Origin of the sequence: Clostridium pasteurianum BC1 (genome assembly GCF_000389635.1) — a bacterium.
GTDB classification, from domain to species: Bacteria; Bacillota; Clostridia; order Clostridiales; family Clostridiaceae; genus Clostridium_I; species Clostridium_I pasteurianum_A.
On record NC_021182.1, the window covers coordinates 3,389,674 to 3,402,325 of the forward strand.

Annotated in this window: 9 protein-coding genes; 3 read left to right on the forward strand and 6 right to left on the reverse strand. The window is 29.3% G+C overall.

What is annotated here, in order from left to right; all coding sequences use genetic code 11:
• Window positions 1–35: 35 nt before the first annotated feature.
• The 3 genes from CLOPA_RS16120 to CLOPA_RS16130 form a co-directional block, all read right to left on the reverse strand.
• Window positions 36–1,721 carry a GspE/PulE family protein gene (locus CLOPA_RS16120; RefSeq protein ID WP_015616496.1) on the reverse strand — a complete coding sequence of 562 codons (1,686 nt, stop codon included), beginning with the start codon at window positions 1,719–1,721 and terminating at the stop codon, window positions 36–38.
• A gap of 390 nt (window positions 1,722–2,111) precedes the next feature.
• Complete coding sequence (locus CLOPA_RS16125) at window positions 2,112–2,468, reverse strand: ribonuclease H-like domain-containing protein (RefSeq protein WP_015616497.1); 357 nt, start codon at window positions 2,466–2,468, stop codon at window positions 2,112–2,114.
• 92 nt (window positions 2,469–2,560) lie between these two features.
• On the reverse strand, window positions 2,561–4,078 hold the full coding sequence (locus tag CLOPA_RS16130) for a hypothetical protein (protein ID WP_015616498.1): 1,518 nt from the start codon (window positions 4,076–4,078) through the stop codon (window positions 2,561–2,563).
• Window positions 4,079–4,998: 920 nt separating this feature from the next.
• Between CLOPA_RS16130 and CLOPA_RS16135 the strand changes: the two genes are divergently transcribed.
• Window positions 4,999–6,996 carry a fructose-bisphosphatase class III gene (locus CLOPA_RS16135; RefSeq protein ID WP_015616499.1) on the forward strand — a complete coding sequence of 666 codons (1,998 nt, stop codon included), beginning with the start codon at window positions 4,999–5,001 and terminating at the stop codon, window positions 6,994–6,996.
• 131 nt (window positions 6,997–7,127) lie between these two features.
• On the opposite strand, the gene CLOPA_RS16140 is transcribed toward CLOPA_RS16135, so the two are convergent.
• Entirely contained in the window at window positions 7,128–7,928 is an 801-nt protein-coding gene (locus CLOPA_RS16140) for a ribonuclease H-like domain-containing protein (RefSeq protein WP_015616500.1), read from the reverse strand.
• 278 nt (window positions 7,929–8,206) lie between these two features.
• Between CLOPA_RS16140 and CLOPA_RS16145 the strand changes: the two genes are divergently transcribed.
• Both CLOPA_RS16145 and CLOPA_RS16150 read left to right on the forward strand, forming a co-directional pair.
• Complete coding sequence (locus CLOPA_RS16145; protein WP_015616501.1) at window positions 8,207–8,671, forward strand: Lrp/AsnC ligand binding domain-containing protein; 465 nt, start codon at window positions 8,207–8,209, stop codon at window positions 8,669–8,671.
• Between the two features lie 109 nt (window positions 8,672–8,780).
• Window positions 8,781–8,990: a DUF378 domain-containing protein gene (locus tag CLOPA_RS16150; protein WP_015616502.1), complete on the forward strand. Its 210-nt coding sequence runs from the start codon at window positions 8,781–8,783 to the stop codon at window positions 8,988–8,990.
• Between the two features lie 148 nt (window positions 8,991–9,138).
• Here CLOPA_RS16150 and CLOPA_RS16155 read toward each other — a convergent pair whose 3' ends face one another.
• Together CLOPA_RS16155 and argH are read right to left on the reverse strand one after the other, a co-directional pair.
• Window positions 9,139–10,881 (reverse strand): phosphoenolpyruvate carboxykinase (ATP), encoded by a 1,743-nt coding sequence (locus tag CLOPA_RS16155; protein WP_015616503.1) that lies wholly within the window; start codon window positions 10,879–10,881, stop codon window positions 9,139–9,141.
• Between the two features lie 454 nt (window positions 10,882–11,335).
• Window positions 11,336–12,652, reverse strand: a complete 1,317-nt coding sequence (gene argH, locus CLOPA_RS16160; RefSeq protein WP_015616504.1) for an argininosuccinate lyase — start codon at window positions 12,650–12,652, stop codon at window positions 11,336–11,338.

Genomic DNA, 12,652 nt, shown 5'->3' on the forward strand with positions numbered 1-12,652 from the left:
CCACCCCCTTCTTGTGAATAGATTTATTAAAGCTTTTATTCTTTTAAGTAAGCAATTTTAGCCATTTCTTCTGTAGTAGTAATACCCTTTAGCACTAGATCTACACAGGCATCTCTCAAGGTTTTCATACCATTTTCAATACATAAATCCCTAAGTTCATCTGTATTTTTGTTCTTCATAATATATTCGCTGTGTGCTCTGGATATTTCCATTATTTCATATACTCCAATTCTGCCAAGGTATCCCAGACCGCTGCAATAATCACAGCCTTTTCCTCTCTTTAACTTTAAAGATTGATTTACATCAGCCTTTAAAAGCTTTTTTTCATATTCTTCAGCTTCATATTCTTCCATGCAGTGTGGACAAATCTTTCTCACAAGCCTTTGAGATACTATTCCAGCTACTGCTGAAGCCACTAAATAAGGCTCTATACCCATATCTAAAAGTCTTACAACGGAGGATGGAGCATCATTAGTGTGTATAGTACTTAAAACAAGATGTCCTGTTATAGCTGCCCTTATGGCAATTTCTGCGGTTTCATTATCTCTTATCTCCCCAATCATTACAATGTCTGGGTCTTGTCTAAGAATAGATCTTAAACCTGATGCAAAGGTGAGTCCCGCCTTTGCATTTACATTAACTTGATTTACTCCCTCCATCATATATTCCACCGGATCTTCTACCGTAATAATGTTTTTATTTTCAGTATTTAAATCATTTAATATGGAATATAGTGTAGTAGATTTACCACTTCCTGTAGGTCCACTTACAAGAATTATTCCATAGGGTGCCTTTACCATAGTATTAATTTGTTCAAGCTCTACACTATTAAATCCTAATTTTTCTTTACCAATTATAAAATTTTCTCTGTTTAGAATTCTTATAACTGCCTTTTCACCAAATATTGTAGGAATCATTGAGACTCTGAGATCTATTTTATTCCCATCAAATTCTGTAAATATTCTCCCGTCCTGAGGTACTCTTCTCTCAGCTATATTTAAGTTTGCCAGTATTTTTATTCTAGCAATTAGTGCTCCCAAAGTTTCTTTTGGTGATTTCAGTACTTCTTTTAGCTCTCCATCAATTCTATATCTTATTCTCACATAATTTTCGAAGGGTTCTATATGTATATCACTAGCTCCAGCCTTTGTAGCATTCTTAATTATGGAATCAATAAGTCTTACTACTGGTGCATTTTTGACTTCTTCTTCTATTTCTTGGCTTTCCGCCGTAGAGGCCAACCTATGCTCTTTTGTCAAATCCTCTGCAGCCTTTTGAATATATTGACTAGAATAATATTTATCTATAGCCTTTACTATTTCATCCTTTGTGGCAAGCAATGGTTCCACTTCATAGCCCGAAGCTATTTTAACATCATCTAAAGCAAACATATTTAATGGATCAACCATTGCTACATGGATTGTATTATCTTTTATCTTAATTGGAATTAGCACATACTTATTTGCTAAGCTTTCAGGTACAGCTTGTATAGCTTCCTTGTCCACATTAGTCATTTCCATATATACTCTAGGAATACCATTTTGTATTTCCAGAATATCTATAACATCATCTTGGCTTAAAAACTTTTCTTCAATTAAAAGTTCTCCTATTCTCTTTCCTGTTGCCTTTTGTTTCTTTAATACCGTTTGAAGCTGCTCTTCTGTAATCTTTCCTGAATCAACTAATAAATCGCCAATTCTCTTCTTATTAAATGCTGCCACATTTATGCACCTTCATTTCCAAGATCACACTTTAGTTATATTTTATAACTAAATCTTTAATTATAATTTTTTTTGTTCATTAATATAACAAATTCATGTCCTTAAACAATTCTTCTAAACTTATAAGAAGGAACACTTAGCTAAGTTTAGAATTTTATGCTATTAAAGCCAATTCGACAATATTCTGCACATTTATTGGTAATCCAACATTTTTATGACTTCATTATAGCATAATAAATTCATTAATTCTACTTAAATTTTACATATTTACAGTTATTAATTATATTTTTTATTTTAAAATTCAAATTTTATATGTTAAAAATTAATCTTATGATAATATTTTACAAATACATAAGCTATTTTTTAATTTTTTAATTTTTTAATTATAAACTATACATATTTTTTCCAATTAGTTAATATATAAAAAAGGCTCACCATATCCTGTTGATTATACAAAAGTATTTTATCTTTTTTCTCCTCAGGTATTCTGCTGAAATAATCTTTATCCTTTATAATTTTACTAATGGTCTTAGCTAAATTAGAACCACTTATAACCGCACTTTCTCTTTCTATTTCAAATATTTTCTCTAAATTTTTAAGTCCTATACATATAGGCTTTTTATATACATAGTGCTCTAAATCAAAAAACAGGGCATTTTTGTACAACGTATCATTATATTCAATGCTTAATGCTAAACTATTATGAATTTTTTCAACTTTTATGATGTTATTTTTTATAATAACCATACACTATTTTCTAAAACAAAAACTTATACTATTTATTATCCTTATTATTATATCTCACTATAGAGCCAATACAAATACATAACAAAAAAACATCAATAAATATTCCCTATAAAATAATCCACTTTAAAAATACAATAATTGCTGTCCTCATAAACCACAGATAAATTTTTATAACCATTTAAAATTCCATAGATTGAATAGGATTTATTTACCAGTATATATTTTATATTGTACTTATTAATAAGATCCTGTGGATCATATAAATCTATAAAAGCGTGCATAAAGTCATAGAAGGCATTTGTATCCTTATTAAAGCTAGGGAGAAATAAATCTGCCCTACTATCTACAAAGGTTGGTATCCCTCTAAAAATTAAGTATTGGCTGTCATTATAGTGACTTAAAAGATGACTGTATTTTATTTCAGGATGTTTGTTTATATAGTCAACTGCTTGTACAGGACAATCTGAAGCACTTATTCTAAATATTTTCATTCCATTTTTGAAAAAGTCATAACAGTATGATCCATTAGGGATAATTATTGCTAACTCTATTGCTATAATTATTATACTTTTTATTAGTGTGCCCTTAAAAAATCCAATCTTTGATTTGATATATTCTATAATTTCATTGTGAACTATGTACCTTTCAATAAACTCATTTAATGCAGGCTTTATGTAGGGAGATATTATTGGCAATGCTAAAATAGGTAAAAATATTATTTGCCTTACAGCGGAAATAGACAATATTATGAAGCTTCCAGAAAATAAAATGTCTTTAAGCTTTACTTTACCGAGGATGTAGATAAATACAATAAAAATTATTATTGCCAGTGAAAACTTCAAATCATATATTTGAGTAACTTTCCATTCGTTTATGTACTGCTTTTGCAGATGCATTTCACTCATGGATCTAATAGTATATAAATATATGCCATATGTATAGGGGTTCACAAATACTCCTACAAGTACGGCTGCAAAATACTTATAATTCTTAAATAGAGTATAGTAGGCAAATACAATTATATATATAGGATAAACACCACCATGAAAGTTTATGCCTAAAATAACTACAAATATGGCAGCTATATATCTATTCTTTTCCAGCAAAATACAGGTAACAGGTATGAGTAATAATGATACAATTATAGGTCTAAAGGCGAGGGATACCTCACTTCCAAACATAATTATGTAAGAACCCATGCAAATGAGAGCTATCCATTTACTTTTACTTCTTATTTCTAAAAGCTTGTAGAGCATAAAGGAAATCAATGTATTCATTATTCCCATAAATATAGCTGCTGATAAGAAACCATGAATAGAGTAAATTAAATATGAAAGAACCCCAAATAACCATTCATGGCTAGTCCATTGAAGGTTCTTAGACATGCCATACCAAGAAAATATATCATGATAGGGTATAGTTCTATTTTTTATAATGTATTCTCCTACTTTAATGTGCCAAAAGCCATCATTCATAATCTTAAAGCTAATGCCATATATGAAGGCTATAAAGAGACACAGCAAAAAAAAGAAATTAAATATACATTCTTCATATTTGTGTATAAATTCATTTACCATTGTAAACCACGTTTTTTTCTCTATGCTTTCCATAAATAATTTCCTTTCGCCTTAAATTTTTTATATTATTGACATATATCCTAAAATGGTATTTTAAATTAATTTTTATAGTATAAAAAGGGGTCTTGGCATCAGGTGGAGTTTTTATTCCACCTGATGGTTACTAACAGAGTTCTTAGTATCGATTTGTGATGCTTAGAACTCGTTGTCCTTTAGGGCAAATCGTTATCCAGCGACGTATCCACTCTTCACTCCCACTAAAAAAGGATGGGAGTATTAGAGTGGATAGTCATAGGATAAACAGAAAATTTTTAATTACATACTATATATTTTTTAAATTACAATAAAAATTACATAGTTTATTATTTAAGATTGTCTTGAAATAATAAATATGATATAAATATTAATAAATTTATTATATTTTATAAATAACAATTAACATATAGATATTGTATAAATTTTTTTTAAACTTCAATCAATGAGTAATATATTAAATTAATTATAAGCTTTGATTTATTACGGCATATACAGCACTTAATTATCATAGCATATTTTTACATATATTTACAATACAATCTTCACATTATCCAATTCTTAATATATAATTTATTTTATATAATTTACATTACTAAAAAGCTATTAACAGCTATGGAAACTCAAAATCTACACAAATATTATTAAGCTATTTGTAATTGAAAATTATATAGATTGGACAAGTACTCCTTATTGGTTCAAATTACTAATTACAGTTTCTACTATTAAAATAATCTGTATATAGTTATTTTAATACTTTTATTTTGATATACTAATTATATATTGTGCTACTCAATTGCTTCTATTTGCAATAAAAAATATTATTTTATACTCCTTTAAAATAGGTTATTATGTTAAAATAGTACTATATAAACTGTATTTGTAATTACATTCATTAAGAAAGGCAGGAATGTTAGTTTATGACAAACAAATCTATACCAAATACAAAAATTAAAAGTAATCTAAAATACTTAAACTTACTTGCTCAGCAATATAGCAGCATTAATGAAGCTTCTACTGAAATAATTAATCTTCAGGCAATTTTAAATTTACCAAAAGGTACTGAACATTTTCTTACGGATATACACGGAGAATATGAACCTTTTCTCCATGTGTTGAAAAACGCCTCTGGTGTAATTAAGAGAAAAATTGAAGATGTCTTTGGCAATGCTCTTGGTGAAAGTGATAAGAAAAGTCTTGCCACTCTTATATATTATCCTGAACAAAAATTAGATATAGTTTTAAGAGAGGAAAAAAATATTAATGATTGGTATAAAATATCACTGTACAGATTAATTGAAATATGCAGATATGTTTGCTCTAAATACACCCGTTCAAAGGTTAGAAAGGCCCTTCCAAAGGATTTTTCCTATATTATTGAGGAGCTTTTACACGAGGAACCTGATAGAGCAGATAAACACGAATACTATGGTGAAATCATAAATACCATAATTGATATCGACAGAGCAAGGGAATTTATAATTGCCTTATCAAAATTAATACAGAGATTAGTTATAGACAGACTTCATATAATTGGGGATATCTTTGACAGAGGCCCAGGTGCAGATATAATTATGGACACTTTAGCTAATTATCATTCTGTGGACATCCAGTGGGGAAATCACGATATATTGTGGATGGGTGCAGCTTCTGGTTCTGATGTATGTATTGCCAACGTGGTAAGAATCTGTACACGATATGCAAATTTGGACACTATAGAAAATGGTTATGGAATAAACCTGCTTCCTCTGGCTACCTTTGCAATGGAGTTCTATAAAAATGACCCTTGCGAAAATTTCTTACCAAAATTCGATGGTGAAAGTACCTATACTCTAAAGGAAATTCAACTTACAGCGCAAATGCACAAGGCTATATCCATAATTCAATTTAAGCTGGAAAAAGAAATTATTTCAAGACACCCTGAATTCAACATGTCTAATAGGCTATTATTGGACAAAATTGATTATAAAGAGGGATGTATTCATCTTGGGGAAAAGGTATACAAAATCACTGATACAAATTTCCCAACTATTAATCCTGAAAATCCATATAAGCTTACACCAGAGGAAAAAGAGCTTCTAGAAAAATTAAAATTTTCTTTTATTAGCAGTGAGAAACTTAATAAACATGTTCGTTTTTTATTCTCAAATGGAAGCCTATATTTAAAAATTAACTCTAACCTTCTGTACCATGGTTGCATTCCATTAGATGAAAATGGAGATTTTAAAAAAGTGGATTTAGAGGGGAAAGAGTATAGTGGTAAAGCACTTTTAGACAAGCTAGAAATTCTTACTAGAGAAAGTTTTTTCCACGGAAATAAACTAAGGCAAAGTCAACATAATACAGATATAATGTGGTATTTGTGGGCAGGACCCTTTTCTCCACTTTTCGGCAAGGAAAAAATGGCAACCTTTGAAAGATATTTTATCAAAGAAGAAGAAACTCACTATGAAAAAAAGGATCCTTATTATGATTTTAGAGACAATGAAGATATATGTAATAAAATATTGATAGAATTTGGACTAGATCCTGAAGAATCCCATATAGTTAATGGCCACGTACCAGTAGAAAAAAAGAATGGAGAAAGCCCAATAAAAGCTAATGGTAAACTCATGGTAATAGACGGAGGTTTTTCAAAGGCTTATCAATCCAAAACCGGTATGGCTGGATACACCTTAATTTACAATTCCTTTGGTCTGCAGCTAATATGCCATCAGCCCTTTGAATCTACAGAAAAAGCAATAAAAGAAGAAACAGATATACTCTCCTCCATAGTAGTTTTAGAGCATTCCTCTGCTAGGAAGAGAGTAGCGGATACGGACATAGGGATAGTCCTTCAGCACCAAATAGAAGATTTAAAAATGCTTCTTCTTGCTTATAGGAAGGGTTTAATTAAGGAAAAAAGTAAACAACTGTAACACTCCAGATAACATAGTTACTTTCTAAATGAAGAATTTTAAATTTCAGATGTAAAAAACTACATCTGAAATTTAAAATTCTATTAATGCTTACATTATTTAATTCCTTTCCCCTCTTTATATTTTACTTATTAATAACTGTTATTAATAATATCTAAAAGTTCTTCTGATTCTGAATTACCTTTAAGTAAATTATCAATAACCTTAGAAGCCGCTCTTTTAGAAATTCTTTCTAAAGGAGTATCAATATTTACATTATTTTTATTTAGTAAAAACTTAAGATATCTCAGCTGCTTTTCTGTTATGCTATTATCTCTTACCACTTCTTCAGAGTTATCAATATCAAAAATTACCTTGAATATTTTAGGTAAATTAAGCACATCTTCATAATTATGAAGCATTATTACATCTTTTAATTTTTCATCATTAGTTTTTAAATATTTATTGTATAACTCTACACTTATTCCTCCATCTATTTTATCCAATCTATTTATGCCTATATATTTTTCTACACTTTTTAAATTACATCTCTCCATACCTAGCTGCTTATAATAAGGCCTTATAAGTCTATAGAGATCCACATGCTCTGATGGTGGTATAAAATCATTTATATCATTTCTTAGCATTCTATTTGCTATAAATGGCTCATCAAAAGCTTTACCGTTATAGGAGCACCACCCCCTGTATTTTTTTAAATCCTCCTTAAACGCAAAAAGTATATTCTTTTCCTCTTCAATATTTTCAGCATAATACTGTTTTATGTAAAAAGATTTTTTATTTAAAAAATAACCAAGTGATATTAGCATTATTACATCTTCATCCTTATCAAATCCTGTAGTCTCAATATCAAAATAGGCTATTTTGTCCATTTTATATTTATTTAACATATTTACGTCAATATCTATTTTAGAATTTCTTTCATTTAAAAACATTGTAATCCTCCAAAACAATTTATATAATTTCTAAAATAATTATACAACATTTCATTATTAATTAAAACTATCTTAAATTTCTTAAAAGTACATGTATAAATTTTCCACAAAAAGTGTAATAATAATAATATATTGATTGTTTTTTATTATTTTAATAATTTTTAGGTGCAATATTTGAAAAATACGAAACTTATTAAAAATTATTCAATTTTGTTTTGATAAATTATCAATATATTTGGTATAATATTATTGATTGTTAAATGTAGGAGTTGATTTAGATGAATTTTAATATTAGTGGTTTAGATGAACTTGATATTCAAATATTAGATATCTTAGTTAAAGATTCAAGAACACCGTATCTTGAAATAGCAAGACAATGTCATGTAAGTGGAGGAACCATTCATGTAAGAATGAAAAAAATGGAGGACCTAGGAATTATCAAAGGTACAAAGCTCATTATTGATAATTCAAAATTGGGCTATGACGTATGCTGTTTTATAGGAATATATCTGGATAAGGCTACTTCATATCTTAGTGCCTTAGAACAGTTAAAGGGTATTAAAGAAATAGTAGAACTTCACTATACTACTGGAGAGTATTCCATTTTCTCTAAAGTAATATGTAAAAGTATAGGTGACTTGCAAGATCTACTTATGACAAAAATACAGGTAATAGACGGTGTCCAAAGAACCAGTACCTTTATATCTCTATCGCAGCCAATAGATAGAAATATACAATTTTAATGATACATAGAATAAAACTTTAAGTAAATTTACTTTATTAAAGTTATAATTTAATAAAAACTAGGCATAATAAAGTTGTAAATTTCAATAAAGGAGATGTGGCTTTATTATGAAAAGCTTAGATATCATTTCACTTGTATTAGTTATAATAGGTGCTATAAACTGGGGTCTAATAGGATTCTTCAGATTTGATTTAGTTGCCGCTTTATTCGGTAATATGTCTACTTTCACAAGAGTTATCTACGCCTTAGTAGGTATAGCAGGCTTATACTCAATATCCTTCTTAGGAAGAGATAGGGATAGAAGAGTAGACAGATAATATTATAAAAAATAAAGCCCCCATTTAGGGCTTTATTTTCGTATCTTTTTTTAATTTTTAATGCAAAATCTTTTTAAATATATCGTTAGAAATAAATAACAATCAAAATTTTACTTATATTCTATTTCACTTCTTTAGGATGCCTAAATTAAAATAGAGATTTTATTGTTTCAAGAAGCTTTATTGCTGCCTTTTTAGGACCTTCCTTTTCCTTACCCTTAATACCAAGACAAGTTCTTATCTGACCAACTTTTATTCCAGCTTTAAAAAATTGATCAAAATAGCTTATTAAAAGTTTTTCTGTTTCTTCCTGTTTTTGTACAGGCCCAAAAGGATTTGCAAAATAAGTTTTAACTAGTCCTTTTTCTGAAGTTGTACCCTTTGCCATTCTTGCTCCATTTCTAAATGTAGGTAATGCTTCTTCTGGACTATTAAAGAATTCTAATTTATCCCCATCATCGTCATAATTATTTGCATATAAGAATAAATCTATTGGATAACCCTTAGTTATATCATTATAAGTGGCTACGGGCATAACCAGTCTGGCATTTATTTTATCAGGATTCATGAATATACTCCTATCTATTTCCCTAAAGGCATAGCCAGGATCAAGATCATCCAATCTTACAAAGGCTCCTATTTCAGTACCATATCCCTTTGGTTTATTATCCCCATCCAGCTTTACTACTCCCATATCATCAAATATTATAGTCATATCACTTATATAGTCTTCGCTGAGTTCTCTAAATGCTTCAAGGCTTTCTGATTTACCTGCGCCACTATCTCCCATAATTATGACATTAGCTATTTTATCATCTTTAGTAACAATATTCACCATAGCTCCATGAATTGGCAAATATCCTCTTTTAATCATTATTAAATTATGAAGTGTCAATGTCATTTTCTTCATGTATCCAAAATAATCTATAGCATCATCATAGCTTACATATCCAAGCATGATATCATTTTCCTTATCGTCATAGAAAACTGTTCTAACCTCTTCATAATCATCTTTTCCACCAAATACGTAAACTATATCTGGCTTAATATTTTCGTATTCCTCACGTCTTGCCATCTCAAATAGATTGCACATAGAAATACCATGGCTCATAAAATCCCTTTGAAAATATACATATGCCAAAAGTTCTCCTACCTTTGCAGGATAACAGAACCAGTGATCTGAATTAATTTCACAACCTTCAATAGGATTTTCAAAACACTCATTGAATATACCGGATCTGGTGTTCTTTTTAGGATAAATTATGAATGGAGGATCTACTAAAACTGAATCTATAAAAGGTATATCTTTTAAGCACTCATAGCCTTCTGGAATTCCCCATTTTATGTGATTCATTATTAAACCCACATTACCTCCAGCAGGTAATTGTCTATAAACATTAGGCTTAGTTCCTATTATGTTTTCTTCAATCTTTCTATAAGTTACTAATATAAGCTTTGAAAATTGAGTATTTGCATCAATGAAATTTACACTTTCAAATCCATAGTTCACTCTAGTATTTTGAACAATAGTATACCTTTCCAGTTTTCTCCAAAAGCCATACAAACCTTCTACGAAATTTACAATTATATTTTTATCTTTTAAAAATACTTCATACTTGTTGTTTAATTTTAAAATTTCTTCCCTATCCATAACAATTAATAACTTAAACACATTTATTATGTCATCTGTTAGTTTTTCCTCGTCTATTTCATCTATACTTTTCTTTATGTATTTATAAAGATTGGAACCTCTTTTCTCAAGACTGTTTAGATATGCTATCATAACCCTTCTAAATCCATTACTTGTTAATAATTGCTCATGAGTAACACAATATTTTGAAGTAAAATTAATCATTGCTTTATCATTACTTAGTGAAAAATCCTTACGCATAAAATAACCCCCTCTTAAATCCCATGCAAGTATATACAGCTATTTCATTCATTTTTATAGCCAACATGTGTAATTATATCATATAAATGAAAGTTATGCATTATCAAAATTGCATTTTTAGACTTTTATTATTTATTTAAGCTATATTTTAATATTTGTTAAATTTACATAGGGATTATTTATTATATGATATCTAATTACATTTATTTCCTACCATTTACTATAAAAAGTGAGATTATAAAAATTAGGTTTTATACTTGGTCATACAAAAATATGCATAAAAATAAGGTTTAACCTAATATTTTCATATAGGCTAAACCTCTTTACACATATTTCAGTAAATATTCCTTCTAATACTCCTGCTGCACTTGGAGTAAAGATTTGTTGCATACATAGATAACAATTTCTAAGTATCGTAAATACAATACTTAGAAATCTGTTTATTAAAATTTCATTATCTCATATGTTTTTTTATACCCTTATGAAGAGTATTTTCATAATCTATGAATTCGTATATATCTTTATCAAATAAACCACTGAATTCTTTCAACTGTTCAATGCTTAAATCCTCTATAGGTAAACTCTTTTCTTCACAGTATAATACAATTTCACCAATGACTCTATGGGCGTCTCTAAAAGCCATGCCCTTGTTAACTAAATAGTCTGCTGCTTCTGTTGCATTTAAGAAACCATGTTTTACAGCTTTAAGCAGCGAATCCTTTTTCACCTTAAGAGTAGCCAGCATTCCATTCATAATTTTAATACAGCTTAATACAGTATTCAATGCATCAAAGAATCCCTCTTTGTCTTCCTGCATATCCTTATTATATGCTAGAGGAAGACCCTTCATAGTTGTTAATATAGATACTAGATCTCCATAAACTCTACCAGCTTTACCTCTTATAAGCTCTGCTGCATCCGGATTTTTCTTTTGAGGCATAATACTGCTTCCTGTAGAAAATTCATCACTTAATTGAATAAAGTCAAATTCCTTTGTGCTCCAAATGATTATCTCTTCACTGAGCCTACTTAAATGCATCATAGCTAGAGAAAAGTCAGAAGTCAATTCTATAATATAATCTCTATCACTAACTCCATCTAAGAAATTATTTACTGGCCCCTTAAAGCCAAGTTCTTTAGCAGTAAAGGCTCTATCAGTATTATAGGTAGTTCCTGCTAGTGCACAGCAGCCTAGAGGACTTTCATCCATTATTTCTATGGAATTTTCAATTCTCTTTTTATCTCTTGAAAACATATTAAAATAAGCCATCATATGATGCTTAAAAGTGACTACCTGAGCTCTTTGCATATGAGTATACCCGGGCATTATATAATCATTTTTTTCTGCTAATGTTTTTATTGTACCTAGAAGCCGACTCAAATTTTCTACTACTTCCTGAGCCCTTTTCTTTGAATATAAACGCATATCCAAAGCAACCTGATCATTTCTACTTCTAGCAGTGTGCATCTTCTTGCCTGCATCACCTATTCTCTCAATTAAATTCACTTCCATGAAGCTGTGTATATCTTCATAGTCTCCTTCAATTTTAAGTTTACCTTCTTCTATATCTTTAAGAATAGAATCCAAGCCTTCAATGATTTTATTACCATCTTCTTCAGAAATAATCTCACATTTAACAAGCATTTTTACATGTGCAATGCTACCGATTATATCTTCATAATATAAAGTTTTGTCAAAACTGAGGGAACTATTAAAGTCCTCCATCAGCTTACTTTCAGCATTTTTGAATCTTCCGCCCCAAAGTTTCAT

Bases quoted from the DNA above. Each gene is read 5' to 3' on its own strand.
- CLOPA_RS16125 (WP_015616497.1), bottom strand. From the start codon at position 2,468: ATGGTTATTATAAAAAATAACATCATAAAAGTTGAAAAAATTCATAAT.
- CLOPA_RS16130 (WP_015616498.1), bottom strand. From the start codon at position 4,078: ATGGAAAGCATAGAGAAAAAAACGTGGTTTACAATGGTAAATGAATTT.
- CLOPA_RS16135 (WP_015616499.1), top strand. From the start codon at position 4,999: ATGACAAACAAATCTATACCAAATACAAAAATTAAAAGTAATCTAAAA.
- CLOPA_RS16140 (WP_015616500.1), bottom strand. From the start codon at position 7,928: ATGTTTTTAAATGAAAGAAATTCTAAAATAGATATTGACGTAAATATG.
- CLOPA_RS16145 (WP_015616501.1), top strand. From the start codon at position 8,207: ATGAATTTTAATATTAGTGGTTTAGATGAACTTGATATTCAAATATTA.
- CLOPA_RS16150 (WP_015616502.1), top strand. From the start codon at position 8,781: ATGAAAAGCTTAGATATCATTTCACTTGTATTAGTTATAATAGGTGCT.
- CLOPA_RS16155 (WP_015616503.1), bottom strand. From the start codon at position 10,881: ATGCGTAAGGATTTTTCACTAAGTAATGATAAAGCAATGATTAATTTT.
- argH (WP_015616504.1), bottom strand. From the start codon at position 12,652: ATGAAACTTTGGGGCGGAAGATTCAAAAATGCTGAAAGTAAGCTGATG.